At 64.7% G+C, this 26767-nt stretch carries 17 protein-coding genes; 13 read left to right on the top strand and 4 right to left on the bottom strand.

The window, feature by feature from the left end; genetic code table 11:
• Nucleotides 1–160 precede the first annotated feature (160 nt).
• From AC1DCJ_RS09150 to AC1DCJ_RS09110, 9 genes are all read left to right on the top strand, one after another.
• Complete coding sequence (locus AC1DCJ_RS09150; RefSeq protein ID WP_320491554.1) at nucleotides 161–463, top strand: type II toxin-antitoxin system HigB family toxin; 303 nt, start codon at nucleotides 161–163, stop codon at nucleotides 461–463.
• A gap of 1 nt (nucleotide 464) precedes the next feature.
• Nucleotides 465–824 (top strand): helix-turn-helix domain-containing protein, encoded by a 360-nt coding sequence (locus AC1DCJ_RS09145; RefSeq protein ID WP_314401837.1) that lies wholly within the window; start codon nucleotides 465–467, stop codon nucleotides 822–824.
• A 374-nt stretch (nucleotides 825–1198) separates the two neighbouring features.
• Nucleotides 1199–1498, top strand: coding sequence for a SymE family type I addiction module toxin (locus AC1DCJ_RS09140; protein ID WP_478070752.1), 300 nt, complete (start codon nucleotides 1199–1201; stop codon nucleotides 1496–1498).
• An 87-nt stretch (nucleotides 1499–1585) separates the two neighbouring features.
• The gene (locus tag AC1DCJ_RS09135; RefSeq protein WP_478070751.1) at nucleotides 1586–1825 is read left to right on the top strand and encodes a hypothetical protein; all 240 of its coding nucleotides are present in this window, start codon (nucleotides 1586–1588) and stop codon (nucleotides 1823–1825) included.
• 140 nt (nucleotides 1826–1965) lie between these two features.
• Nucleotides 1966–2295, top strand: coding sequence for a helix-turn-helix domain-containing protein (locus AC1DCJ_RS09130; protein WP_241658919.1), 330 nt, complete (start codon nucleotides 1966–1968; stop codon nucleotides 2293–2295).
• Between the two features lie 365 nt (nucleotides 2296–2660).
• Nucleotides 2661–3377, top strand: coding sequence for a response regulator transcription factor (locus AC1DCJ_RS09125; RefSeq protein WP_137189771.1), 717 nt, complete (start codon nucleotides 2661–2663; stop codon nucleotides 3375–3377).
• Nucleotides 3378–3682: 305 nt separating this feature from the next.
• Entirely contained in the window at nucleotides 3683–11512 is a 7830-nt protein-coding gene (locus tag AC1DCJ_RS09120) for a DUF7507 domain-containing protein (RefSeq protein ID WP_478070815.1), read from the top strand.
• Nucleotides 11513–11532: 20 nt separating this feature from the next.
• A complete protein-coding gene (locus tag AC1DCJ_RS09115) occupies nucleotides 11533–15189 on the top strand; it encodes a zinc ribbon domain-containing protein (RefSeq protein ID WP_478070750.1) in 3657 nt (1218 codons plus the stop codon).
• Nucleotides 15190–15278: 89 nt separating this feature from the next.
• A complete protein-coding gene (locus tag AC1DCJ_RS09110) occupies nucleotides 15279–16643 on the top strand; it encodes a sensor histidine kinase (RefSeq protein WP_478070749.1) in 1365 nt (454 codons plus the stop codon).
• Here the strand turns inward: AC1DCJ_RS09110 and AC1DCJ_RS09105 are convergent.
• The 4 genes from AC1DCJ_RS09105 to AC1DCJ_RS09090 form a co-directional block, all read right to left on the bottom strand.
• Entirely contained in the window at nucleotides 16633–17280 is a 648-nt protein-coding gene (locus AC1DCJ_RS09105) for a hypothetical protein (RefSeq protein WP_137189768.1), read from the bottom strand. The two genes, AC1DCJ_RS09110 and AC1DCJ_RS09105, sit on opposite strands and share 11 nt — an antisense overlap.
• Before the next feature lie 759 nt (nucleotides 17281–18039).
• Nucleotides 18040–19041: an NADP-dependent oxidoreductase gene (locus tag AC1DCJ_RS09100; RefSeq protein WP_478070748.1), complete on the bottom strand. Its 1002-nt coding sequence runs from the start codon at nucleotides 19039–19041 to the stop codon at nucleotides 18040–18042.
• Entirely contained in the window at nucleotides 19038–19820 is a 783-nt protein-coding gene (locus tag AC1DCJ_RS09095) for an SDR family NAD(P)-dependent oxidoreductase (RefSeq protein ID WP_478070747.1), read from the bottom strand. The genes AC1DCJ_RS09100 and AC1DCJ_RS09095 overlap by 4 nt, the downstream gene beginning before the upstream one ends.
• Before the next feature lie 60 nt (nucleotides 19821–19880).
• The gene (locus tag AC1DCJ_RS09090; RefSeq protein WP_478070746.1) at nucleotides 19881–20978 is read right to left on the bottom strand and encodes an alkene reductase; all 1098 of its coding nucleotides are present in this window, start codon (nucleotides 20976–20978) and stop codon (nucleotides 19881–19883) included.
• 176 nt (nucleotides 20979–21154) lie between these two features.
• Here AC1DCJ_RS09090 and AC1DCJ_RS09085 point away from each other — a divergent pair, with 176 nt between their 5' ends.
• The 4 genes from AC1DCJ_RS09085 to AC1DCJ_RS09070 all read left to right on the top strand — a co-directional run bounded on the left by AC1DCJ_RS09085 (nucleotide 21155) and on the right by AC1DCJ_RS09070 (nucleotide 26759).
• On the top strand, nucleotides 21155–21736 hold the full coding sequence (locus AC1DCJ_RS09085) for a TetR/AcrR family transcriptional regulator (protein WP_313422516.1): 582 nt from the start codon (nucleotides 21155–21157) through the stop codon (nucleotides 21734–21736).
• 156 nt (nucleotides 21737–21892) lie between these two features.
• The gene (locus tag AC1DCJ_RS09080) at nucleotides 21893–22516 is read left to right on the top strand and encodes a TetR/AcrR family transcriptional regulator (RefSeq protein ID WP_428712562.1); all 624 of its coding nucleotides are present in this window, start codon (nucleotides 21893–21895) and stop codon (nucleotides 22514–22516) included.
• Between the two features lie 68 nt (nucleotides 22517–22584).
• Nucleotides 22585–23697 carry an efflux RND transporter periplasmic adaptor subunit gene (locus AC1DCJ_RS09075; RefSeq protein WP_137189762.1) on the top strand — a complete coding sequence of 371 codons (1113 nt, stop codon included), beginning with the start codon at nucleotides 22585–22587 and terminating at the stop codon, nucleotides 23695–23697.
• On the top strand, nucleotides 23694–26759 hold the full coding sequence (locus AC1DCJ_RS09070; RefSeq protein WP_478070745.1) for an efflux RND transporter permease subunit: 3066 nt from the start codon (nucleotides 23694–23696) through the stop codon (nucleotides 26757–26759). The genes AC1DCJ_RS09075 and AC1DCJ_RS09070 overlap by 4 nt, the downstream gene beginning before the upstream one ends.
• Nucleotides 26760–26767: the final 8 nt, after the last annotated feature.

The following is a 26767-nucleotide window of genomic DNA, read 5'->3' as shown; positions in this document are numbered from 1 at the left end:
AGATTAACATGTACGAGGGTGGGTATTGGCGGCTGCGTCTGAGGCCCGGCCTGCTTCGCACCAACCGTCCTGCCGCCTCTTCGCTGCGCTGGCGGCATAACCCGCCTTGCGCAGTGGTCGATCGTCTTGACAAGTCCCAAAATGGGACTATGATTGCGGCATGAGGGTCATCGCCGTTGCCACGCTCAGGGACTATTGGGAGGCGAACCCGCCGGCCGAGCAGCCCTTGAAGGCGTGGCATGACGAGGCGAAGGCGGCCACGTGGAAGTCGCCGCAGGACATCAAGAACGCCTACCGGAATGCAAGCTTCGTTGCCAATAACCGAGTGGTGTTCAACATCAAGGGCAACGACCACCGTCTGATCGTGGCGGTTGCTTACCAAGTAGGCATTGTCTACGTGAAGTTTATCGGCACGCACGCCGAATACGATCAGATAGATGCCGCAACCATAGAGGTTGACTGAGATGAACATCTCCCCCATTCGCACCCCTGCTGATTACAAGGCTGCACTGAAGTCGATCTCCAAGCTTGTGGAGGCTGACCCCGCGCCTGATAGCCCGGAAGGCGAATACCTGGACGTGATGGCCACGCTCATCCAGGCGTATGAAGCCAAGCAGTTCCCCATAGAGGCGCCGGATCCGATCCAGGCCATCAAGTTCAGGATGGAGCAAGCCGGGCTTGAGCCGAAAGATCTTGCAGCATCGATTGGCAAGCCAAACCGCGTGTATGAAGTACTTAACGGAAAGCGCGGCTTGTCCATAGAGATGATTCGCAACCTGCACAGGAACCTTGGGATTCCGGCAGAGAGTTTGATTGGTGCCTGATGCGCTAAACCCCGCTTCGGCGGGGTTTTCTTCAGGTTCATCGCGGATTGGCATGGGGGCTTGTTGGACCAACGGTGCCTTCTGGACTGCCTTTGCACCGGAGCGTGTGCATGCTCATTCTCCAGTCGGCGTAGAGGCAATGAACCAAATTTCGCGGTTCAAAAGAAACAAGCAATTTCCTATCCTCCGCATCAACGCGCATGGTGTGCATCGGAGTCTAGAAGCTCCTTGAAGAGTGTAAGTTGGACGTCCTGAGTCGGGAGGGTGGCTAATACAACACCCTTGCGGAAATACGCCCACCGAGCTTCGATCGGCTTCTAGCCTCCCGACACCCTCGCCATCCCGGCGAGGGCGATCCTTACAGGAGGTCCAACATGCACAGGTCCTGGGTGAGTCCGCCCGAATTCGTCCCGCCCAAACGCAAGCCCTACGCTCGCCCGGCGCCCACCTGCAAAGTGGGCGCGCAGCACTATCCCACCCGCGAGGAATACGGCACCGATGAGGTCATTCCCTACGTGCGCCTACGCGGCCGCTGGCTGGACAAGCTCGGCTTCGACGTAGGCGCACGCCTGAAGATTGAAACCAGCCCTGGCTGCATCACCCTCACGGTGGTGGAGCGCCCGGTGGTGCTGCCCAAGAAGATCCCCAGGAAGCTGCAGCGCACCGCCGGCTGATCGGGACGTGCCGCCAGCAGGCGGGCACAGCACGGCACTGCCGTGCGGATTGCATCCTTTTTCACTATCCAGCAGTAGGAGGAACTCATGAACGAGAGTGTCTTCATGCAGGTAACGATGGACGCCGGCTTACGCGCCCGCTTCCAGCAAGCGGCAGCACGCGAGCGTCGCCCCGCAACACAGGTGCTGCAGGCGTTGATGCGGGAGTATGTGGCGCGTCATTCGGGGGCAGGGGCGGCGCTGGACGCTGCAGGCGCGGACCGGGATCTGGACGAGATGGCGCACCGGCAGCAGGGGTGGCACTGCTGTCCGTTTGGCACGGGATGAGCGCGGCACGGTCGCAAAGGTGCCGGGGGGCGGGGGATTACGAGGCAATGCGCTGGCTTATGTGACGCATCTGGCCTTGCTGTTCCGAGTACGCTGAACGTAATTTACGTTCAGCGTAGCGCTGGGTCATGCTTGTTTGCATGACCCGCACACCTACGTCCATCCGTCCTGTGTTTGCCCGCCGCCTTCGCGCGTGCCGGCTTGAGCAGGGCCTGACTCAACGCGCGTTGGGGGTGCTTGTGGGATTGCCAGAAGATGTTGCGGGCGTTCGCATCAACCGGTACGAGCGGGCCGTGCACAGTTGCGATATCGAGACGGCGCAGAAGATCGCGCGTGCCTTGGGTGTTTCCGTTGCGTATCTGTTTGCTGAGACTGACCAGCTTGCCGAGCTCATCGATGAGTTCGGCAAGCTGTCTGGCAAGGCACAGGAAGCGTTGCTTCTGGAAGTGCGGCGCAAGGCGACCAGATAGCGCGCGCCCGCTCTGCCGCACACACCTGACGCCTGCCAAATAGGCCATGGAGCACGCTGCCAGGTTGGATAGCTTGAGCAACGGACTCAAGAACCTGAAGCGCCTCAGGCGGGGAGGCGTCGGCGCAGGGTGGGCTGAAGCATCCCCCGCTCTGAATCACCTGTGGGGCCGAGCTTGCCCACCTTCATGGACTCGAGCGCGTTCGCCTGGACCCCATTTCCACGAGGACGAGCGCCCGCCTGACCCATTCAAGGAAGCAGGATAGTTCTATAGAGTAGGCAGAATAGCGTCGCTGGCGGGGACGCCGGTTGAGACGATGTGCGGATTGGGGTGGGCGAACTGCCCCCTATGAAACGGAGGCATCGATGGAGTCTCTCCCATCGGAACAACGCAAGCGAATCCTCGTGGTGGAAGACGACTTGGAATTGCGCGAGCAGATCCTGGTGCCGGATCTGACCGAGATGGGTTTCGATGTGCAGGGCGCCGGCAGCGCACTGGAGATGTATCGATACCTGATGCGGTCCGAGGTAGACGCAGTCGTTCTGGACGTTGGCTTGCCAGACGAAGACGGCTTCAGCGCATTGACGCACCTTCGGCGAAGCGCCGACATCGCCGTCGTTCTGCTCACGGGGCGGTCCGGCAGCGCAGACCAGATCCGAGGGCTCGACGGTGGTGCCGATGCCTACCTCGTCAAGCCTGTCGAGACCGAAGTGCTGGCAGCGACGTTGCGAAGCGTTCTGCGCCGTCGTGGCGCGACCTCGCCCAAGCAAGCTATCCCTGCGGTTCTCAATGCCTATGGCTGGGATCTCGCCCTGGATGGCTGGCGACTTACCTCACCCGAGCGCAAGCAGGTGCAGCTTTCCCACGCGGAGCTTTTGTTCCTCGCCGCGCTGATGCGCAAGCCGGGATCCGCCATTTCCCGGGAGGATCTGAGCCAGAGCATTGTGGCCGAACTTCCCGAATTCGACCCCTTCCGGCTTGAGATGGTCGTGCATCGGTTGCGGCGGAAAGTGGAGGAGGGGTGTCAGCGTCCTCTGCCGGTCAGGTCCATCCGGTCGGTAGGGTATGCCTGGACGCCGTAAGTGGAATTCACGGTTTATTTCGTTTTATTTCACGCGGTGAAAACAACCGTGATTGAGTGATCCCGGACCCCTGCTTATAGTGCGCGCCTCGCAATGGGGCGCTCGGCAATCTGCCGCAGCAACGTTCTTCTACAGCTCCGACCGCTGACACCAGCGGTGCGCTTCCGTGCGCGTGCGTGATCTTCGTAAACGGCTTGTGCCGCCGCACCAACAGGGGTTCCAAGGATATGGCTCGTCAGCTCGCACGCTCTTCGCAGGGGCGTTTCCGTCGTTGCTTCGGCTCAGGACTGTGGTTGTTGGTGCTGATGGCCCTGGCGCCACTAACGGCACAAGCTCAGCTTGCCCCACGCCATAGTTTCAACGTCCGCGGCGACGTGGCCATGGTGGGCAACGCCCTGCTGACCTGCGCCACCACGGGAACCGGCTCGGCCAACTGCGCGAACCAGCGGATGAGCAACAGCACGGGTGGCAATGGCAACCGCGTGATGGAGTTCATCAACGTGGATGCTGCCGGGCTTCCCGCGAGCGTGCCGGCGAACTCGTCGGCAGCCACGTTGGCCCTGCCAGCAGGGGCGCGCGTCCGATCGGCGGGTTTGTACTGGGGATCCCGTGCAGGCAACACCGATGTCGACCGTCGGACGATTCAGTTCCGTACGCCGGGCGGCGCCTACCGCTCGGTGACCGCCAGTGCGGCCGACTTGAACACGTTCAATGCGCAAGGCGATACGGACGCAAACCGTCCCTACACCGCCTACGCGGATGTGACCGCGTTGGTCGCCGCCTCGGGAAGCGGAACCTATTACGCCGGCGGCCTGACCGCCGTGGCAGGCAATGGTGGCGGGCTGGGGAACTACGGCGGCTGGGCGCTGATTGTGCTCTACGAGGACAGCAGCAAGCCGTTCCGCCGTCTGATGGTGTTCGACGGCGATGCGGGCTACGTCAGCGGCGGCAACGCGCAGTCGGCGTCCGTATCGGGTCTTTTGACGCCGTCGAGCGGGCCCTTTGATGCCTTCATGGGTGCGTTGGTGTGGGAGGGCGACGGGGACATCACTGGCGACGCTTTCCAGCTGAGCGGCAATGGCAATGTGCTTAATCCTGGCGCGGTCAGTGATGCCCTGAGCCCTGCCAACAACTTCTGGAACAGCGGCATCACCCGGCTGGGCGAGCGCTTCACGAACAAGTCGCCCGACTACGCCAATCAGTTCGCCGTTGATCTGAAGCTCGTCGACATCTCCAACAATGCAGCCAACGCGGCTTCGTCCCGTCCGCGGCTGGCCAATAGCGCAACCGGCGCGACCCTGACGTTCACCAGCACAGGCGATGCGTATTTCCCGCACGCGTTGGTGTTTGTCACCGACCTGTTTGTGCCCGATCTGGTCAGTTCCCTGGACAAGACGGTACGCAATGTGACCCACCCGACCGGTCCCCTGCGGCGTGGTGACATTCTGGAGTACACGGTCTCATTCAAAAACAGCGGCCAGGACGGCGCGACGCGAACCACCGTTCGCGACCCGATTCCGACCCACACGGCGTTTGTGCCAGGCAGTCTGCGCGTGGTGTCCGACGATGGCCGTGGCATTGCGGGGAACAACGCGCCTGAAACCGATGGAGCGGGGGACGACGTTGCGGAATTCGACGCCGCCGGCAATCGCGTGGTGTTCCGCGTCGGCGCGGGCGCCAATGCGACCGGCGGAGGGTTGCTGACGTCGGGGCAGGGCGCAACGCTGCGCTTCCAGGTCAAAGTCAGCGACACCGCACCGGATACCGCCCAGATCGTCAACAACGCCGAGGTGACCCACAACGGGCAAACCGTCGAGGTTGCCGACGACTACGAGGGACGCGCTTCGGCCACCATCGGTCCCGTCGAGCTGCCGGCGATTGCAGCGGTGAACTTCTGCCCGGCCGATGGCGGCATGTTCGGCATTGTGAACGGGGCGGGCTTCCGACGCTTTGTTCCAGGTTCGGGCACGGACGAAACCGTGGGCGACCTGGCCATCAGCCTCCCTGGCAACCTCAATGGGCTGATGCTCGATGCAGCGCGTAACCGCCTGCTGTTCCACACCCGCGCCAATGGCTCGGGCGGCGAAGTGTGGGCTTACGATGCGAACAATGGCGGCTGGTACCAGACCGGCGCGGTGATCGCGGCGGATCTGCCACGCGCGGGCATGACCCGCGACGGCGTCGGTTACATGGTGACCCCCGTCACCGGCAGGACCGCTCGCATGTATCGATTGGATCCCGCCGGGGCCTTTGGATACACCGCCGGCGCACCCACCACGCTGACGTACGACGTGGCGCCTTCGGACACCGGGTCCGGCGACATCGCCTTCGATCAGGATGGCATGGGTTGGCTGGTGGCCGGCTCTGATCTCTATCGCGTCGATGTGAATGCGGGCACGGCCACGCTACAGCAGCGGTTCACGGGTGCACCAAGCGGTGCGTTCTATGCCGGCGCAGCGTTTGGCGCAGACGGCAAGCTCTACGTCGTGGTCAATGCAACGGGCGCTTATTACGCGATGGATCTGGCCACCGGCACCATGACGCTGGTGGGCACGTCGTCCCTGACCAGCGGAAGTGATCGCGGTCGCGACCTTGCTTCGTGCAGCTTCCCGCTGATTGCGCCGCCGCAGCTTCAGGTCAACAAGGTGCTGAGCACGGTCAACGGCCAAACGCCGGGGACCAGCGTCGCGCCAGGCGATGTTCTGGAATACGAGATCCGCATCAGCCACATCGCAGGCTCGCAGGCCGCAACGCTCTTTGCAGGGGATGTGGTTGAGGGCGTGCCGGCGAACACGACGTTCCTGCCGTCTGGTAGCGACTTCACCTGCGCTGCGGCGCTGTGTTCGAACAGCAACGCGGTCAACATCACGGCCGGTGGATCGGCGACGCTGCGCTTCCGGGTACTGGTGGCCACGACGATTCCCGGCGCGGCGACAGCGATCCGCAACGAAGTGGCGGTGCGAGGCAATACGCCGGTGGATTGTGCCGCGACGGGCAATGATTGCGAGGAGACCACCCCGCTGACGCTGACGCCCGGTCTGACGTCGACCAAAGCCCTGACCCTGGTCAACGGTGCTGCGCCCAGTGGCACGGTTGCCGTGGGTGATGTGCTGACCTACGTCGTCACAGCGACGAACACGGGCAATATGGTGCTGCCGTCTGTCGTGGTGGCCGATGCACGCATCGTGCCGGCCACGCTTACCTGCGCGGATCTGGCGCCTGCCGCCGCGTGCGTGCTGACCGGTGTTTACACGGTCACCCAGGCGGACCTGGACAGCGGCGTGGTCCGGAATACAGCCTCGATCACCACGCCGGGCACCGACGGGGTTTGCCCCGTTGGCAACAGCACCGCATCGTGCAACCCCACCCTGGACACGCCAGTGGACCCGGCGCTGCCTGCGTTGACGATCGTAAAGACCGGCAGCGTCCCGAGTACGTCTACCGTTGGTGGCACGATGACGTACAGCTTTGTCGTGACCAATACGGGCAACGTCACGTTGAACGCCGTTGCGGTTGTCGATGACAAGCTGACGGTGGCGCCCGTGTGCCCGGTGACCACGCTGGCACCGGGAGCGGCGACCACCTGCACGGGCACCTACACCCTGGTGCAGGCCGATCTGGATGGGGGCCTCGTGGTGAACCGCGCGCGTGCCGAAGGCGTGCCGCCGGCAACGCCAAGCAACCCCAACCCGCCCCGCGTGCCCAGCCCGGAAGACGAAGCGATCACGGACCTGCCGTCGGCCCCGGCCCTCACCATCGTCAAGTCCGCCGGCCTCCCCAGTGGAACCACCGTGGGCAGCACCATCGCCTACGCGTTCCTGGTCACCAACACCGGCAACGTGACACTGCGCGACATTGCGGTGGTCGATGCCAAGCTGGCAACGGCACCGGTCTGCCCGGTCACCACGCTTGCGCCCGGCGCGACGACTACCTGCACGGGCACCTACACGTTGGTGCAGGCGGATCTGGACGCGGGCAGGGTGGTGAACACGGCCCGAGCCGAAGGCACCCCGCCTTCCACGTTCAGTAATCCCACGCCACCGCGCGTGCCGAGCCCGGAGGACGAGGAAACCGTTGATCTGCCTGCGTCCCCGGCAATGAGCATCGTCAAGACCGCAGGCCAGCCGAGCGGGACGGCCGTGGGCAGCACCATCCGGTATTCGTTCCTGGTGACCAACACCGGCAATGTGACGTTGAACGACATCGTGGTGGTGGATGACAAACTCGCCGCCGCCCCCACGTGCCCGTTGACGACGTTGGTACCGGGCGCAGCCACGACCTGTTCGGGCATCTATACGCTGACCCAGGCCGACGTGGACGCAGGCCGGGTGGTCAACGCTGCGCGGGCAGAAGGCACGCCGCCGGCGACCCCGGGCAACCCCACCCCCCCGCGTGTGCCCAGCCCGGAAGATGAGGAAACAACCGACCTGCCGTCGGACCCGTCGCTGTCGATCGTGAAAACGGCCGGCTCGCCGACCGGCGCCACCGTCGGAAGCACGATCGCCTACAGCTTCCGGGTGACCAACATCGGCAATGTGACCTTGACCGAGGTCGCGGTGATCGACGCCAAGCTGAGCACGCCGCCGGCCTGCCCGGTGACCACGCTCGCCCCTGGCGCCACGGTGGTCTGCACCGGCACGTACACCCTGACGCAGGCCGATCTCGACGCAGGGCAGGTGCTCAATTCGGCGCATGCCGAAGGTGCCCCGCCAGCAACCCCGGGTAACCCGACCCCTCCGCGGGTTCCGAGTCCCGAGGACGAGGTGACCACGAATCTGCCGTCCGCGCCGTCGCTCTCGATCGTGAAGACGGGCGGTACCCCTTCGGGTGGTACGGCGGGCAGCACCATCGCCTACACCTTTGTGGTGACCAACACGGGCAACGTTACCCTCGGTGACATCCGCGTTGTGGATGCGAAGTTGGCCGCTGCGCCGGTTTGCCCGGTGACCACGCTGGCCCCGGGCGCCGTGACTACGTGCACGGGCACCTACACCCTGACCCAGGGCGATCTTGACGCGGGCCGCGTGGTGAACCGCGCGCACGCCGAAGGCGTGCCGCCGGCGACCCCGGGCAACCCCAACCCGCCGCGTGTGCCCAGCACGGAAGACGAGGAGATCGTGGACCTGCCGGCGGCGCCGTCGTTGAGCATCGAAAAGACGGCCGGCCCTGCCAGTGGCAACGCAGTGGGCAGCACGATCGCCTACAGCTTCCTGGTCACCAATACGGGCAACGTGACGTTGAGCGCGCTCACGGTCGTGGACAGCAAGCTGGCCACTGCACCGAGCTGCCCGGTCAACACGCTGCCGCCGGGCGCAAGCACGGTTTGCACGGGAACCTACACGCTTGACCAGGCTGATCTGGACGCGGGCGAAGTGGTCAATACCGCCCATGCTGAAGGGACGCCGCCGTCAACGCCGGGCAACCCCGGTTCGGTTCCAGTGAAGAGTCCGGAAGACACGGTGCGCACGCCGGTGGCGCAAGTGCCGGCGCTCGAATCGACCAAGCAGCTCTCCCGCAACGCCGATGAAGACGGGTCGGGCTCGGTGACGCTCAATGACACCCTCACCTACACCGTCACTGCCAGCAATGTGGGTAATACGACGCTGAAAGATGTCGTTGTGACCGACAGCAAGATCACGCCGGCAAGCATCACCTGCCTCACCCTTGCGCCGGCCGCACGCTGCGTTCTGGAAGGCACGTACCGGGTCAGCCAGGCCGATGTGGTTGCAGGCAACGTCCGCAACGTTGCGCTCATCGCCACGGCAACGCCGGGCCTTTGCGGCACCGGGACGGATAGCCCCGCGTGTGCTCCGAGCCTCGATATCCCGGTCCTGGCCTGGGAGATCGACGCAGAAGATGATCGCGACCGCACGCCGCAGAACACGCCGGTGACTACCCCCGTTCTGCAGAATGACCTGCTGGACGGCAAGGCGGCAGATCCGGCAGTGGTCCAGGTCAGTGAGCACATGCCGCCCACCAATGGTTCGATCGTCGTCAATGACGACGGCACCATTACCTACACGCCGAACCCCGGGTTCTGGGGCGAAGACAGCTACGCGTATCAGATCTGCGAGCGGGGAAACCCGACGAACTGCACGACGGCGCGGGTGGTCATCACGATCGATCCCAATCGCGTGGAAGCGATCGACGATGCCGGTCGCACCGATCCGGGTGTTCCCTTGCAGCTGGTCGTCGTCGGCAATGACCGCAGCCACGGTGCGCCACTGGATCCGGAATCCGTTCTGGTGATGACGCCGCCGTCCAACGGCACCGTCACGTGTGCAGCAGGCATCTGCAGCTATACACCGGCGGCCGGTTTTGTAGGCACCGACACCTACGTATACCGGGTGTGCGACACCTCCTATCCCACCGCGTTGTGTGCTGAAGCAACCGTCACGGTGGAGATTGAAGGCACGGCTGCACTTCGGTTGACCAAGTCGACCACCTCGCGTGACGTCAAGACGGGCGATCTGGTCCGCTACAGTGTCACGATTGAGAACGTCGGCACCGTGGATCTGTCGGGCGGCAGTGTCCTGGACACCCCGCCGGCGGGCTTCACCTATGTCGAGGGCTCACTGCTCGCCAGCGATGGCCGATCCAGCGTTGTTGTGTCCGGCTTCAATCCGGTCCGATTCGACGGCATCGACCTGAAGATCGGCGACCAGATGACCTTGGTCTACCTGATGCGCGTGGGCGCAGGGGTCCAGCGCGGTGTGCAGATCAACCGTGCACAGGCACGCGATGGAACGGGTCAGCTGGCGTCCAACGTTGCGACCGCGGAAGTAGTGCTCGATGCCGATCCGTTGCTGGACGAGAGCCTGGTGTTCGGAACCGTGTTCGATGACCGGGACGGAGACGGCTGGCAGGACAGCGCAGCGTTGACGGGCTTGAAGGTGCAGGGCGGATTCGCGGCAGACGATTACGTGGCCGGATCGACCCTTGTGGACCATGGAAGTGGCATGACGCCTGTGTCCGATGCCAGCGCACCGCTGTTGCGTGGCCTTTCCCTGGGCCGGTTGAGCGGGCGCCAGTCGGTCGCCGATCCTGCGGACCGCCACGCGGTGGTGATCCGTCAGCGGCTGCGCAAGGGCACGTTCACCGACGACTTCGTGCTCGAAAACGACCAGGGCATGCGCGTTTATATGGCAGCCGACGGCACCACCCGCGTTGAGAAACGGGGAGATGCTGCGAAGGGGCTGACGGCCGCCGCGCCCGTGGTCGAGCGCCGCATCGTCGTCGAGGGCGACGAGATGGTGGTGGATTACATCATCCGCAACGAGGGCATCGATGAACGCGGCATTCCCGGCGTCCGTCTGGCGTCGGTGGAAGGGCTGCTGATTGAGACCGATCAGTTTGGCCGCTACCACCTCACCGGCGTCGATGGCGGGGCGTGGACTCACGGGCGGAACTTCATCCTGAAGGTTGACCCCTCCACGCTGCCTGCGGGCGCCGAGTTCACGACAGCCAACCCGTTGCTGCGTCGGGTAACCCCCGGCGTGCCGGTCCGCTTCGACTTCGGGGTGCGTATGCCCGAGCCGGTTCGCAGCGAAGCGCACATGGCCGAGGTGCAGCTGGGCGAGGTGCTCTTCGCCCCGGACAGCGCTGTAGTACAGCCGCGCTATGGCGCGGTGCTCGGGGAGATGGCCGCCCAGATCAACGCCTACAACGGCGGGGAAGTGGTGATCCGCGGCAATGGGAACCCTGCGCTGGGCTATCAACGCGCGGTTGCCGTAAGGGAGGCGCTGATGGCGGTACTACCGTCGGACGTGGCTCAACGGACGTCCATCAGTGTGCGGGGTGACCTGGGCGATGCCGCCACTCGCTCCCTGACGCTGCAAGGGGCTGACACCCTCCTTGGAACCGTGCTGTTCGATACGGACAAGGCCGAGATCAAGCCGGAGTTTGAACCGCTGTTGGCGCAGGTGGCGGCGGCCGCAGCGAAGACAAAGGGGCGCCTGATCCTGACCGGCCATACGGACGTGCGGGGTTCGCACCCTTACAACACGGAACTTGGCCTTCGCCGTGCTCAGGCTGTGCAGCGCGCCATTGCTGCGTATCTGCCACGCGGAATGAGCGAAGCGGTGAAGGTAGAACACAACGAAGACCCGGCAGCCCCTGCCGAGCACGGTCGCTGAGAAGGAACAGGGGACACGCCATGAAAATTCAAATGAAGGTGCTGGATTGCGCGCTCATCAGCCTGCTTGCCAGCGGCATGGGACTCGGAACGGCCCAGGCTCAGGATCCGGGCACCGCGTGCACGGACAGCGGGTGCCGCTCTGAAGAAGGAGTGCTTTTCCAGCTCCAGACCCGAAGCTACGACGAGCCGGTGACGCGGGGCACGGCCCCGGGGTCCACGGCTCAAGCGCTGGCGCCGGATCGGCGCGTGCAGGTGGCGCTTGCGCAGCCGGGGCGAGCAGTGGCCAGTGGAACGTTCTCCATCGACCTGCCGAACGGTGGCGCGGTCTGGGCGACCGAAGACCCGACGCTGGGCGAGCCGACGCTGTCCATCTCAGCGCCGTCGATCATCGCGTTCGATGGGACCCGGGTCACCAAGCCGGTGCAGTTCTACGTTCGCAGCAACTACTCGCGCTTTATCGAGCGCTATGAGTTGAGCATCCATCGGGCGGAAGATGTTGATCTGATCGAGCCGCTGGCTCGGTTGCCCATTGACGTGGCTGCGGTCTCCACCACGGAGTGGAATGGCGAATTGCCCAGCCGTTTCCGTTATCGGGCCGGAGACGCGCTGGTCTATGTGCTGCGTGCCTACGATGCGGACGGACGCTTTGATGAAACCCAGCCGCGTCAACTGCAGCTGGTGCGGCCTGAAGAGGCCGAGCGGGGCGCGGTTGCCCTGCGTCAGAGCGTGGAGAAGAACATGGGCACCGCGCTCACCACGGAGCAGGCGCAGGAGCAGCGTCTGCTGGACGAGGTCTTCGCCATTGATGGTCTTCGCCAGCAGAACATCCCGATCCGCGGGTCCCGCATTCGGATCCATGGGCGAAACCTGCCCGAAGGTGTGAGCCTGAAGATCAACGGCGACGCCTACCCGATCGACATGGAGCGCAAGTTCGTCGCCGAGTATCTGTCCCCGATCGGCCTGAGCTCCTTCCTGATCGAACTGGACGGCAAAGGCGAGCCCATCCGCAGCCACCTGGATGTCAACGTCACCGGCCGCTACCTGTTCGGTGTGGGCCTTGCAGACGTGACGGTGTATCAGAACAAGGTCAGCGGATCCGTCGACGCATCTGCCCTGAACGAGCGCTATGCGGACGACGTCATCAGTGACGGCCGCCTTGCGTTCTACCTGAAGGCCAAAGCGCAGGGGCGCTACCTCATCACCGCGCAGGCCGATACCACCGAACGGGATCTGGAGGCGCTGTTCACCGGCTTCACCCGGGCCGATGCGACGGACGTGTTCCGTCGTCTGGACCCGGATCTGTACTACCCGGTGTATGGCGACGACTCCAGCGTCTATCGCGATGTGGACACGATGGGCCGGTTCTACGTGCGCATGGATTGGGACAAGAACCAGGCCCTTTGGGGCAACTTCGCCACGGGAATCACCGGCACGGAGTACGCCCAGTACGTTCGGTCGCTGTACGGCGCGGCCCTGGACTGGCGGTCCCGCGCGAGCAACGCGTGGGGTGACCCGGCAACGCAGTTGCGTGCGTTTGCGTCCGAGGCCCAGACCGCACCGGGCCATAGCGAGTTCCTTGGCACCGGCGGCAGCCTTTACTACCTGCGCCATGCCGATGTCCTGCCGGGCTCGGAGCAGGTGGTGTTGGAGATCCGCGATTTGACCACGGGCCGCGTGGAGAGCACGGTCGCATTGAAGCGGGGGGCGGACTACGAGATCGACGAACTGCAGGGGCGAATCCTGCTGACGCGGCCGCTTGCGCAGGTCACGCGCGAGCATATGCCCTCCATCACACGCGACACGCCGCTGGATGGCTATCAGCAGCGCCTGGTCGTGGATTACGAGTGGGTGCCCTCCGACTTCGACGCAGACGACATGACGGCAGGCGTGCGGGCCAAGCATTGGTTCGGCAACCATGTGGGCGTGGGTGTCACGCAGGTCGAGGAGAACCGCGCAGGCGAGGATTACCAGCTTTCCGGAGCGGACCTGACCCTGCAGGCCGGCAAGGGAACCTTCCTGAAGATCGAACACAGCCGCACGGAATCGAGCAGCGCACCGCTGTTTTTCTCGGACAATGGTGGCTTCACCTTCCGACGCATCGATGGTGCGGGTCCGCAGAGTGGCGAGGCCTCCGCCGTCGAAGGACGCGTGAACCTCAAGGAGCTCGGCTGGACGGCCCAGGACTGGAGTGCTGCTGCATGGTGGCGGGACGTGGGCGCCGGCTATTCCATCAGCCGCTACGACACCGGGGCCGATGTCACCGAGTATGGCGCCGAGGTGCTGGGCCAGGTGCATCGCGATCTGTCGCTGTACGGTCGTGTCAGCCGTGCCGAGAGGGGGAGCGAGGCGCTGGAGCAGGCACAGGTGACTGCACAGTGGCGAATCGGTGATTTCGACGGGTTGACCACTGAGCTGCGTCGGACCGATGAGAAGCGCGCAAGCGGGAATGCGGCCGGCACCCTGGGCGCCGTCAAGTACACCCGCCGCGTGGGCACCGCCCTGGACCTGTACGGCGTTGCGCAGATCACGCTGGATGACGACCATGGCAAGTACGCCGACAACGACGCGTACACACTGGGAGGCAAATACCTCTTCGGTGACAGCTCGACCATCGGCGTGGAAACCACCCGTGGGGACCGGGGAGACGCCACGCAGATCGATGCCGAGTATCGCGTGAACGCCCAGCAGAGCATCTACGGCAGTTACACCTTGTCCACGGACAGCACGAGCTACGATTCTCTGTTCAACCCCGAGCGCCAGTCCGGTTGGACGGCCGGCCAACGCTGGCGCCTGTCCAACCAGGTCAACGTGTTCAATGAGAGCCAGTATCTGAAGAATCCGGATGAATCCGGCCTGGCGCATACCTTTGGCATGGATTTCTATCCCGCGCAGGGCTGGAATCTCGGTTTCACGCTCCAGGACGGCGAGCTGGTCAACAACGATGGGGGCAATGTTGATCGTCGCGCGGTCAGTGTGTCCGGTGGACGCACCTCGGTGGTGACCGATTGGCAGAGCAAGCTGGAATGGCGACGCGACACCGGTGCTGAACGCCGTGAGCAGTGGGTCGTGACCAACCGCCTGACCCACCGCTTCAACGACAGCTGGCGCATGGCGGCCCGGCTGAACTGGTCGGACACCGATGATGAGATCGACCCCACCCAGGGGGCGCGCTTCATCGAGGGCAACATCGGCTTTGCCTGGCGCCCGTGGGAAAGCACGCGATGGGGAGTCTTTGGGCGTTATACGTATTTGTATGACCTGTCCACGCTGGGACAGATCAACGGCACCAACGTGGATCAGAAGACCCAGGTGCTCTCCTTCGAGGGCGTGTATCGGATCGATCAACGGTGGGAAGTGGCAGCAAAAGTGGCCCAGCGCGAGGGCGAGGTCCGGATGGGGCGGGGCGCTGGCCCGTGGTTCGACTCGTCAACAACCTTCCTGGCGGGGCAGTTGAGGTACGACCTGTTCCAGGCGTGGCACGGCCTGGCCGAATACCGCACCCTTCAGGTGAAGGATGGCGGTACGCGCCAGGGCTGGCTGGTCGGGCTGGATCGAGACGTGGGCAAGAACTTCCGGATCGGTGCGGGCTACAACTTCACCGATTTCAGCGATAAGCTCACCGACTTCGACTACGACCACCGCGGCTGGTATCTCAACGTGGTAGGCAGCTACTGAGGTTTATGGGAACGTCTCCGCCCGGATATCACGCCACTACTGCCGGCCGTAATGCCGACCGGCGATCTGCTGGCGGAGGGGCGCGTGCCGTGTTGACGCTGCCCGTGCGTTGGCTCAGAAACGTGCCCGTGGCAGATCCGGTGGATCTGCGTAACGCGCCGATGCTGCAGCTGGTGCTGTTGCTTCTCGGCGGGCTTCCGCCCCTGGCGTGGGCATACCGGGCTTTTGCGGTGGATGTCCCCTGGCGCGAGGGGGAGCTGGGCAGCATGGCACTGAGCCTGCTGCTGAGTGCCGTCGCCCTGGGCGGCTTCGCGTTGGTCCGGCTGGGGCATTTCCGCTGGGCGGCGTATCAACTGCTGGCGGTGTTTTCGGTGTCGGTCTGCCTGTCCTATGCAGGCAGCGGGTTCACCGCCCAGCGCTTCGAGCAGCCGGTGCTGACGGTCTGCATGGTCATCGCGGCCCTGGTGGTTGGCCGCGGCGCCTTGTGGGGCGTCACTGCCGCCATCTGGGGCGCGTTCGGTCTGGGGCTCTGGACGGAATGGGCGTCCAATGGGTCGGCAGCGCTGGCCGTCGACGGGGTCATCAGCGCGTCGATTTTCCTGCTGATCGCCGTAGTGCTGGACCGTGCCAGCTCTGCGCTGCGCCATAGTCTGGCCGAAGCGAGGGCGAAGGGCCGCGACGCCAGCGAGGCTTATGTGCGGCTTCAAGGAGAGGTGGAGCAGCGCCGCAACGTGGAGCAGCAACTTGTTCATGCCAGAAAAATCGAAGCAGTGGCACGGCTGGCCGCAGGGCTGAACCACGATTTCAACCACCTGCTGTCGCTGATCCTGGGATACGTCCAACAGGCCAAGCGTGGCCAGACGCCTGAGAAAGTCGCGGCATCCCTGGCGGGTGCCGAGAGCGCCGTTCGCAAGGCGGATACGCTGAGTCGCCGCCTTCTGACGTTCAGCCGGCAGAACGACGCCGTGATTGAGCGTCACGATTTGCGTGGCGTGATCGATGAGCTGACACCGCTGCTCCGACAGACCATTTCTCCAGGCGTTCGGCTGCATACGGAAATTCCGGCAGGTCTTTTCGTCGATTTCGACCGGGATCAGCTCGGTCTTATCGTGCTGAACCTGTTGAGCAACGCGGACGACGCCATGGCGGGGCAGGGCACCATCCGCTTGATCGCCCAGGACGCCGGTGATGGCATCTGCCTTTCATGCGCAGACTCCGGTCCCGGGATCGACGACGAGCTGAAAAGCCGCATTTTTGAGCCTTTCGTGACGACCAAGCCGCACGGTCAGGGAACGGGCCTTGGGCTGGCAATGGCCAAGGATCTGATGCTCGGCCAGGGGGGTGATATCGCGCTGGAAAGCACACCAGGGCAAGGGGCGATCTTCCACCTGAACTTCCCCAGGTCTGGCACCACTTCCCATGCGCCCGTCACGGCATTACCGATCAACCCATAGCCGTTGATCGGAGCTGGGCGGTCAGCAGGCGCGTCAGGCTGCGTCGCGCGAAATACCCCTGCAGTTGCCTGGCCTTGATGGTCGTTGCCCTCAGTTGAGGGAGGCAATCGGTACGGTGGTCGATCCGGTAGCAGCGCGACGCCCCGCACAGCTCTGCCTGGCTCGCGGTGACCGTCACCACGGTCACCTCCAGACTGGTGAAGTCTGCATCAGACGCGATCTCCGGATTCTCCTTGCTGGCGCGCTCGATAAGCGTACGGAACCGGCCCAGGTCTCGTTCGCCCCCGCTGGTGAGCGAGCCGACGTTGGTCGCACGGCGGACATCGTCGTCGTCGCCGGGAACATCCTGGCTCCAGCGCTCTGTGCGTTCGGGTATGACCGCGCGAACGACCTTGCCATCCGGCTCAATCAGGTCGATGACCACGTCAAGCAGATACACCGGTTCCAATCCCAGATTGGTCACGAAGCAATGCGCGTCCAGGTCCTTGCCGGCGCCGGATGTGATCAGAATGGACGGTCGCTGCTGACGTCGGTAGCTGCGCAGGAAAAAACTGAGGTAAACCACCCAGATCAACGCCGTCACGCAGGTCATGGCGGCGGTTATCAGCGGGGCGAAATGAAGCAGGTTCTGAAGCACGATGGGCTGGATTCCGTAGGGCCGACGCAGGGATACGCGTTCGCTGCCATGATCGCCATTGAACCGCTTGCACCCTGTGAAACGCCCGGCGCCGATCGCGCAGGGGAACGGCGCGCGGCTTCAGAATGGGGATCGCCCGCAACGCAGGCGGCCCACGGGCAGTGGCAGGCCAGTGGCCAGGCGGCAGTTAAGGGACCGCGAGACAGTCGCCTTGATTCAACGTCCCGAACACGTGTCAGCCGCTGAGGCCCGGATCACTGCGGCGGTGCGTCCGGGGGCGCAGGGCCGGCAGCCGACCGTTGCGAAAACTCCACGAAACGCGCCGCCGAGATCGCCTGACGGCTGCCGCACGCTGGGCACTCCAGCACTGCGCCTCCGCCCGGGATGTTCACAAGGCTCGGCGGGGCGGCGGCAGAGGTGACGTGATGGCAGGAAAGACATTCGGCCTGGACACTGAGCACTTTGGGCTCCTCGCCCGAGTCTGGCCGACCTGGCTGCACGTTCACTTCAAACAAATAGAACCGCCCTGTATTTGGCATGCTCACGCGTTCGCATTGAGGGCCCCTGGGGTGACGACGCGGGCCTGGGTCTGGATTTCATCATAGGCCGCCGCGACGGCCGGAGCCAGAGCGCCCGTGTCCCGGCCTGGCTTTGCCGGGGCCGGAGGGGCAAGGAGGGGCGTGAGAAGAGAGCCGCGATCGCCGGTCCCCCTGACCGGCATCTACGGGTTGGATGGCACGCGCAGCGGGGGCGATCCAACTACGGCAGCTCCACCACCACTTTCCCCTTCGCCCGCCCGCTCTCCACATGGGCCAGCGCGCCTTGGGTGTCCTCGAACGGAAACACCCGATCAATGACCGGGACGATTGCGCCGGACTCAACAAGCGATGTGATGGTGCCCAACTGCGCCCCATCGGCCCGCATGAAGATGAAGGAATACGTCACCCCCTTCCTCTTGGCCTTGCTGCGGATGCCTCGGCTGAGCAGGCGCATGACCTGCTTGAGCGGCCAGGCCAACCCGCGCGCGGTCGCAAAGGTGGGCGTGGGCGGGCCCGAGATGGAGATGAGATGGCCACCCGGCTTGAGGATCTGCAGCGAGCGCTCCAGTTCATCCTTGCCCAGGCTGTTGAGCACCACATCGTAGTCGCGCAGTGCCGTGGCGAAATCCTGCTGCCTGTAATCGATGACCACATCCGCGCCCAGGTCGTTCACCCACGCCACGTTGGGGGTGCTGGTGGTGGTGGCAACGAACGCGCCAAGGTGTTTGGCCAGCTGGATCGCCACGGTGCCGACGCCGCCGGAGCCCGCCTGGATGAAGACCTTCTGTCCCGGTTTCAGCTGGGCGGTTTCGACCAGCGCCTGCCACGCGGTCAGCGCGACCAGCGGCAGCGAGGCGGCCTCCACCATGGTGACATTGTGGGGCTTGAGTGCCACGGATGCGGCGCTGACGGCGATGAACTCGGCGAACGTCCCGATGCGATCATCGTCGGGGCGTGCGTATACCTCGTCGCCCGGTTTGAACTGGGAAACCCCGGCGCCGACACGCTCCACCGTGCCGGCCAGGTCGTTGCCCAGAATCAGCGGCAGGCGATACGGCAGGATCACCTTGAATTCGCCACGCCGGATCTTGGGGTCCAGCGCGTTGACGCTGGCCGCGTGCACGCGGATGAGCACATCGTCGTCGCGCAGCGCCGGCGTTGGCACGTCATCGATATGGCCCGTTTCCTTCTTGCCGTACCGGTCGATGAGGAAGGCTTTCATGGGCGATAGCGCTCTGCGGCCTGCGCCTGCCGGACGTCCGAGAGCAGGCCCTGGCGCGATGCCTCCAGCGTGTCCCAGCGTGCGGCCACATGCAGCGGCGGAATGGTCACGGTTTCGCGGCGATCAAAGCCGACCAGGGCGGCATCCACCAGTTCGCCGACATCCATCACCTCCGGCAAGGTGTTGATGTCGATGCCGGCACGCTCCCAGATCTCGGTGCGCGTGGCGGCAGGCAGCACGGCCTGCACGTAGACGCCCTTGGGCGACAGCTCCAGGCTGAGCCCCTGCGACAGGAACAGCACGAACGCTTTGGTCGCACCGTAGACGGACATGCCGAACTCGGGCGCCAGGCCCACTACCGAGCCGATATTGACGATCGCGCCTTCGCCGGCGTCGGCCAGGCGCGGTGCAACGGCTGCGGCCAGGCGCGTCAGGGCGAGCGTGTTCAGCGTCACCAGCTGGTCGATGCTGTCGGCCGATTGCGCGGTGAAGCCGCCGGACTGGGCGATGCCCGCGTTGTTGATCAGGATGCCGATGCGCGCATCGTCGCGCAGGCGGGTTTCCACCATGGCCAGATCGGTGGGCTGGGTGAGGTCGGCCGGCAGGACGTCTACGGCGACCCCGGTGTCCTGGCGCAGGCGGGCGGCCAGCGTGTCCAGGCGCGTCTTGTCGCGCGCGACCAGTACCAGGTCGTGGCCGCGGCGTGCGAAGCGTTCGGCGTAAACGGTGCCGATGCCGCTGGAGGCGCCGGTGATGAGGACGGTGGGAAGCAGGCTCATGGTGTGTCTCTTGGAATTGGGTGGGCGGAGAAGGGGGGCAGCGCGACGCTGTCGAACGGATTACTGCGGCGTCGCATCGGTCAATGCGGGGTAGTCGGTGTAGCCCTCCGCGCCGCCGCCGTACAACGTGGCGGGGTTCAATGCGTTCAAGGGCGCGCCGGTCTTCAGGCGTTCCACCAGATCGGGATTGCTGATGAAGGCACGGCCAAACGCGATGAGGTCTGCCTTGCCTTCGGCGAGGTGTGCGCTGGCCAGGTCCAGGTCGTAGCCGTTGTTGGCAAGGTAGGTGCCCTTGAAACGACCGCGGAGCCCATCGAAGTCGAAGGGCGCCAGGTCACGCGGGCCGCCCGTCGCGCCTTCAACCACATGCAGGTAGACGATGCCCAGCGCGCTGAGCTGGTCGACGATGTAGTCGTACTGCGGCTGCGGGTCGCTGACCGTGGCGATGGCGTTGGCCGGCGACACGGGCGAGATGCGCACGCCGGTGCGATCCGCGCCGATCTCTTCGGCGACGGCGGCGGTGACCTCCAGCAGCAGGCGCGCGCGGTTCTCGATGGAGCCGCCGTAGGCGTCGGTGCGCTGGTTGGCGCCGTCCTTGATGAACTGTTCCAGCAGGTAGCCGTTGGCACCGTGGATTTCCACGCCGTCAAAACCGGCGGCGATGGCATTGGCGGCAGCCTGGCCGAAGTCGTTGACGATGGCCGGCAGCTCGTCGATCGCCAATGCGCGCGGTTCGGACACGTCAACAAAGCCGTTGTGAACGAAGGTCTTGGTCTGCGCGCGGATGGCCGAGGCGGAGACGGGTGAGGCATTGCCGGGCTGCAGATCCACGTGCGAGATGCGGCCCACGTGCCACAGCTGCACGAAGATGCGCCCGCCGCGGGCATGCACGGCATCGGTGACCGCGCGCCAGCCGTCGATCTGGTCCTGGGTGTAGAGCCCCGGCGTGTCCTGGTAGCCCTGGGCCTGGGCCGAGATCTGGGTGGCCTCGGTGATGATCAGGCCGGCCGAGGCGCGCTGGGCGTAGTAGGTGGCGGCCAGCGGGCTGGGCACCAGACCGGCGCCGGCGCGGTTGCGCGTCAGCGGGGCCATCACGATGCGGTTGACCAGCGTCAGCGGGCCAAGGGAGTAGGGCTGGAAGAGCGTCGGGGTCGTCATGGGGTGTGGGGTCGTGATCGTTGAGGGAGCGTTGCGGAGGGCGGAAGCCCGCTCCGGGGTAGTGGTGGCGCAATGATGATGACCGTAATCTTAGATGTCAATGGTTTGATGATGCGCGTAATCTAAGTGTGGTAAAGTGCCGTACTTCCGCAGCACCGCGTTGCAGGGCATCGTTCATGAAGGTCACCAAGGCACAGGCGCAGGCCAACCGGGCGCACATCGTCGAAACCGCCTCCACCCTGTTCCGGGAGCGGGGATACGACGGCGTGGGCGTAGCAGACCTGATGGGGGCCGCGGGCTTTACGCACGGCGGCTTCTATAAGCACTTCGGGTCTAAGGCCGACCTGATGGCGGAAGCGGCCGCCTGTGGCTTTGCGACATCCGCCGAGGCATTGGCCGGGACCGATCTGCGCGCCTTCCTGACCTACTACCTGTCCCGCGAACACCGGGATACGCCGGGGCAAGGCTGCACGATGGCGGCGCTGTGCACGGATGCCGCGCGTCAGCCGGCGTCGGTCAAGGCTGCGTTTGCAACCGGTATCGAAGCGCAGCTGGAGGACGGCTCAGGTCGCGATGGCCAGATTGATGCTGCCGCCGCCGAGCGCAGCCGTGCGCGGCGGATCGCGCTGATTGCGCAGGCGGTGGGCGCGGTGGTGTTGTCGCGGTCCTGCCCGGACGATGCGGCACTGGCCGACGAGATTCTGGACGCCTGTCGGAACGACATACTGGCACGGCTGCCGGACGCACCTGCGGCTTGAGGCCGCGCTTCAGGGGTGAGCTGCGCAGGTAAGCGCGCGGCCCCTGTGGGGATGGCGACTTGAGAAGCCGCACGGGAATCAACAACGGCCGTGGGTAAACCCATACCCGATTGGTCACTATTTGCCCGCGTCACCGCGCAGCGCTACGCTTCCCCGATGTCTACTTCATCCTCCGCAGCGCTTGATGCCGGGCGTGGCCCCGCTGAGCACGACGTGCGCACGCAGATCATCGAGGCGGCCACCGCGCACTTCAGTCACTACGGCTACGACAAGACCACGGTGTCTGACCTGGCCAAGGCCATCGGCTTCTCCAAGGCGTACATCTACAAGTTTTTTGCCTCCAAGCAGGCCATCGGGGAGGTCATCTGCACCAATTGCCTGGCGCAGATCGAAGGCGAGGTGCATGCGGCCCTGGAGGGGGTTCAAACCCCGCCTGACAGGCTGCGGGTGCTGTTTACCGTGATCGTGGAGGCCAGTCTTCGCCTGTTCCTCCAGGATCGCCGCCTCTATGAAATCGCCGTGGCGGCCGCGACGGATCAATGGCCCTCGACCCAGGCCTACAAAGGCCGCATCCGGCAGCTGGTGGAAGAGATCCTGAAAGAGGGGCGCGCGTCCGGCGTGTTTGAGCGCGCGACGCCGCTCGAAGCGACCAGCCAGGCGGTCTATCAGGTCCTGGTTCCCTATCTGAACCCAGTGACGCTTCCACACCTGGCGGCTCTGCATGCGGAAGCGCCTACGGCCTTGCAGGACCTGGTGCTCAGGAGTCTTGCCCCGCAATGAGAGTGACTATTGACGAAAACGGTCACTAGGAACAGAATGCCTCCGGATACCCCACTCCGGAAGACCGTATGCGGCGCCGTTTTGTACTCACAGCCATCTCCTGTGTTGTTCCGTTATTCCTTGCGGCCTGCGGAACGTCGGATGACATCGACCCCCGGACCGCGCCGCCCATCGTCCGGGTTGCCCATGTGCAACCGGGCGCGGGAAACGCACGCACGTTTACGGGCACCATCGCCGCAAAGGTGCAGAGCGATCTGGCCTTCCGGGTCGGCGGCAAGGTCACTGAGCGCCTCGTGGAGACCGGTCAGACGGTCAAGCGCGGCGATGTGCTCTACCGGATCGATCCCAACGACCTGAACCTGGCCGCGGCCTCTCAGCAGCAGGCCGTCATCGCTGCCCGTGCGCAAAGCGTGCAGGCCACGGCGGATGAAGCGCGGTATCGCGATCTGGCGGCCAAGGGTGTGGTGTCACGGTCGTCTTACGACCAGATCAAAGCGGCGGCCGACGCGGCGGCTGCAACACTCAACGCGGCCGAATCCCAGGCCCGGGTTGCGCGCAATGCCAGCCACTACACCGCGCTCGTTGCCGATGCCGACGGGGTGGTCATGACCATCTCTGCTGAGCCCGGTCAGGTTGTGGCGGCGGGGCAGGTGGTTGCCCGGCTTGCCCGTGCGGGCAGCCGAGAGGCGGTCGTCCAGTTGCCGGAGACACTTCGTCCCCAGATTGGTTCGGTGGCCCTGGCGTCGTCGTTCGGGGGAAGCGGCACGATCCCCGCGCGCTTGCGCGTGCTCTCTGAATCGGCCGACCCCGCAACCCGTACGTTTGAAGCCCGCTACACCCTGGAAGAGGGCAGCACGGCGCTGCCGCTGGGTTCAACGGTGACGGTTGAACTTGGCGGTGCAGCAGCTACCGGTGCGTCGGCAGGCGTGGAGGTTCCGTTGGGCGCCCTGTTCGATCCTGGCACCGGACCCGGTGTCTGGGTGATCGGGGGTGAGCCGCTCAAGGCCACGTGGACGCCGGTAGCCGTCAAGCAACTGGGCGATGACAAGGCGTTGGTTGAGGGGGCTTTCAAGGCATCGGATCGCGTGGCGGCTCTAGGCGCTCACCTGCTCCGCGAAGGGCAGGTGGTTCGTCTGGCCGACACGGCCAAGCGCGCAGTGGCAACCGGAGCCCAGCGGTGAGTGGGTTCAATCTGTCGGCGCTTGCCGTGCGCGAGCGCGCCATCACCGTCTTTCTGATCTTCCTGATCTCGGTTGCCGGCATCGTGTCGTTCTTCCAGCTTGGCCGGGCAGAGGACCCCGCGTTCACCGTCAAAGTCATGACCATCGTGACGGCCTGGCCTGGGGCTACGCCCACGGAAATGCAGGACCAGGTCGCCGAGAAGCTGGAAAAGCGTCTGCAGGAGCTGCGCTGGTATGACCGCAGCGAAACCTACACCCGGCCTGGCTTGTCCTTCACCACACTGACGTTGCAGGACGGCACGCCACCGTCGCAGGTGCAGGAAGAGTTCTACCAGGCGCGCAAGAAGATGGCGGACGAGGCCGCAAACCTGCCCGCAGGCGTGATCGGCCCGATGGTCAACGACGAGTACGCGGATGTCACGTTTGCGCTGTTTGCGTTGAAGGCGAAGGGCGAACCCTTCCGCGCATTGGCGCGCGATGCCGAAACCCTGCGCCAGCGCTTGCTGCACGTGCCCGGCGTGAAGAAGGTCAACATCATCGGTGAGCAGTCCGAGCGCATCTATGTGGAGCTTTCCCACGAGCGGTTGGCGAATTTGGGCATCACGCCGCAGGACGTGTTCGGGGCGCTGAACGGACAGAACGCGTTGACCCCGGCAGGCTCGGTCGAGGCCAAGGGCCCGCAGATTTTCATTCGGCTGGATGGCGCGCTGGATCAGCTGGAAAAGATCCGCGATACGCCCATCGTCGCGCAGGGCAAGACCCTGAAACTGCAGGACATCGCCACCGTGAAGCGTGGCTATGAAGACCCCTCGACCTTCATGATCCGCAACGGTGGCGAGCCTGCCATGCTGCTGGGCATCGTCATGCGGGACGGCTGGAACGGCCTGGATCTTGGCGCCTCACTCGACGCGGAGGTCAAGAAGATCAATCAGGGGCTGCCGGTCGGGATGGCATTGGACAAGGTGACCGATCAGGCGGTGAACATCAGCGCGTCGGTCGACGAGTTCATGATGAAGTTCTTCGCCGCGCTGCTGGTGGTGATGCTGGTGTGCTTTGTCAGCATGGGCTGGCGCGTGGGGGTGGTGGTGGCGGCCGCAGTGCCGCTGACGCTGGCTGCTGTGTTCATGGTGATGGCCGCAACCGGTAAGAACTTTGACCGCATCACGCTCGGCTCGCTGATCCTGGCGCTCGGCCTGTTGGTGGACGACGCCATCATCGCCATCGAAATGATGGTCGTGAAGATGGAAGAGGGCTATAGCCGGGTCAAGGCATCGGCCTACGCATGGAGCCATACGGCGGCGCCCATGCTGGCCGGCACCCTGGTGACTGCGGTGGGCTTCATGCCCAATGGTTTCGCCCGGTCCACTGCCGGCGAATACACCAGCAACATGTTCTGGATCGTGGGCATCGCGCTGATCGTGTCGTGGGTGGTCGCGGTGTTCTTTACGCCGTACCTGGGGGTGAAGCTTCTCCCTGAACTCAAGACTGTGGAAGGCGGGCACAGCAGTCTTTACGACACGCCGCGCTACAACCGCTTCCGGTCGATCCTGGCGCGGGTGATTGCACGCAAGTGGCTTGCGGCGGGTTCGGTGATCGGCTTGTTCGTGCTTGCTGTGGTGGGCATGGGGCTGGTGAAAAAGCAGTTCTTCCCCATTTCCGATCGCCCGGAAGTGCTGGTCGAAGTGCAGATGCCCTACGGCACGGCCATCGAGCAGACCAACCTGGCCACCAGGAAGGTGGAGCAGTGGCTCGCTGGGCAGGAAGAAGCGAAGATCGTCACGGCCTACATCGGTCAGGGCGCGCCCCGGTTCTACCTCGCCATTTCCCCGGAACTGCCCGATCCGGCGTTCGCCAAGATCGTGGTGCGTACCGACAGCCAGGAACAGCGCGATGCGCTGAAAGCACGACTGCGTCAGGCGGTGGCGGAGGGCTTGGCGCCCGAGGCGCGGGTGCGCGTGACCCAGCTGGTGTTTGGGCCTTACTCGCCTTACCCGGTGGCGTATCGGGTCAGTGGTCCGGATCCGGACGTCATCCGGGGCATCGCGGCCAAAGTCGAGCAGACCCTGCACGCCAGCCCGATGATGCGCACGGTCAACACCGATTGGGGCGTGCGCACGCCAACGCTGCATTTCACGCTGGATCAGGACCGCCTGCAAGCCATGGGAATGACGTCTGCCTCTGTATCGCAGCAACTGCAGTTCTTCCTGAGCGGGGTGCCGGTCACTGCCGTGCGCGAGGACATCCGCACCGTCGAGGTTGTCGCTCGGTCAGGCGGCGACACACGCCTGGATCCTGCGCGGATCGCGGACTTCACCTTGGTCGGTGCTGCTGGCCAGCGCGTGCCGCTGTCCCAGATCGGCTCGGTCGAGGTCCGGATGGAAGAGCCGGTGCTGCGCCGTCGCGATCGGGTACCCACCATCACCGTGCGCGGTGATATTGACGACGCATTGCAGCCACCGGATGTATCCGCCGCGATCAGCAAGCAGCTTGAGCCCCTCATTGCCGCGCTGCCCGAGGGCTACGCCATTGCCCAGGCCGGGTCCATCGAGGAATCGGGCAAGGCAATGAGCGCCATGCTGCCGCTGTTCCCGATCATGCTGGCAGTGACCCTGCTGATCATCATTCTGCAGGTGCGATCCATCTCCGCGATGATCATGGTGTTCATGACCAGTCCGTTGGGGCTGATTGGCGTAGTGCCCACCCTGCTGCTGTTCCAGCAGCCGTTCGGCATCAACGCGCTGGTGGGATTGATTGCGTTGTCGGGCATCCTGATGCGCAACACGCTCATCCTCATCGGTCAGATCCACGAGAACGAAGAAGCCGGCATGGAGACCTTCCACGCCATCATCGAGGCCACGGTTCACCGGGCGCGCCCGGTGATCCTGACCTCGCTGGCAGCGGTGCTGGCCTTCATTCCACTGACCCATTCGGTGTTCTGGGGAACGCTGGCCTACACGCTGATCGGCGGCACCATTGCCGGCACCGTGATGACGCTGGTGTTCCTGCCGGCGATGTATGCCATCTGGTTCAAGGTCCGAGCGGAAAAGACCCCCGTTGCCTGACACTGGCC

This window comes from Stenotrophomonas sp. 10N36 (genome assembly GCF_056395005.1).
Note: the sequence above shows the minus strand (reverse complement) of the source record. Positions and strands in the feature narration are given on the sequence as shown.

What these genes read in the sequence shown, in the direction of transcription:
- AC1DCJ_RS09150 (WP_320491554.1), top strand. Translation starts at nt 161, where the DNA reads ATGAGGGTCATCGCCGTTGCCACGCTCAGGGACTATTGGGAGGCGAAC.
- AC1DCJ_RS09080 (WP_428712562.1), top strand. Translation starts at nt 21,893, where the DNA reads ATGTCTACTTCATCCTCCGCAGCGCTTGATGCCGGGCGTGGCCCCGCT.
- AC1DCJ_RS09135 (WP_478070751.1), top strand. Translation starts at nt 1,586, where the DNA reads ATGAACGAGAGTGTCTTCATGCAGGTAACGATGGACGCCGGCTTACGC.
- AC1DCJ_RS09085 (WP_313422516.1), top strand. Translation starts at nt 21,155, where the DNA reads ATGAAGGTCACCAAGGCACAGGCGCAGGCCAACCGGGCGCACATCGTC.
- AC1DCJ_RS09130 (WP_241658919.1), top strand. Translation starts at nt 1,966, where the DNA reads ATGACCCGCACACCTACGTCCATCCGTCCTGTGTTTGCCCGCCGCCTT.
- AC1DCJ_RS09100 (WP_478070748.1), bottom strand. Translation starts at nt 19,041, where the DNA reads ATGAAAGCCTTCCTCATCGACCGGTACGGCAAGAAGGAAACGGGCCAT.
- AC1DCJ_RS09115 (WP_478070750.1), top strand. Translation starts at nt 11,533, where the DNA reads ATGAAAATTCAAATGAAGGTGCTGGATTGCGCGCTCATCAGCCTGCTT.
- AC1DCJ_RS09125 (WP_137189771.1), top strand. Translation starts at nt 2,661, where the DNA reads ATGGAGTCTCTCCCATCGGAACAACGCAAGCGAATCCTCGTGGTGGAA.
- AC1DCJ_RS09120 (WP_478070815.1), top strand. Translation starts at nt 3,683, where the DNA reads ATGGCCCTGGCGCCACTAACGGCACAAGCTCAGCTTGCCCCACGCCAT.
- AC1DCJ_RS09075 (WP_137189762.1), top strand. Translation starts at nt 22,585, where the DNA reads ATGCGGCGCCGTTTTGTACTCACAGCCATCTCCTGTGTTGTTCCGTTA.
- AC1DCJ_RS09095 (WP_478070747.1), bottom strand. Translation starts at nt 19,820, where the DNA reads ATGAGCCTGCTTCCCACCGTCCTCATCACCGGCGCCTCCAGCGGCATC.
- AC1DCJ_RS09140 (WP_478070752.1), top strand. Translation starts at nt 1,199, where the DNA reads ATGCACAGGTCCTGGGTGAGTCCGCCCGAATTCGTCCCGCCCAAACGC.
- AC1DCJ_RS09090 (WP_478070746.1), bottom strand. Translation starts at nt 20,978, where the DNA reads ATGACGACCCCGACGCTCTTCCAGCCCTACTCCCTTGGCCCGCTGACG.
- AC1DCJ_RS09145 (WP_314401837.1), top strand. Translation starts at nt 465, where the DNA reads ATGAACATCTCCCCCATTCGCACCCCTGCTGATTACAAGGCTGCACTG.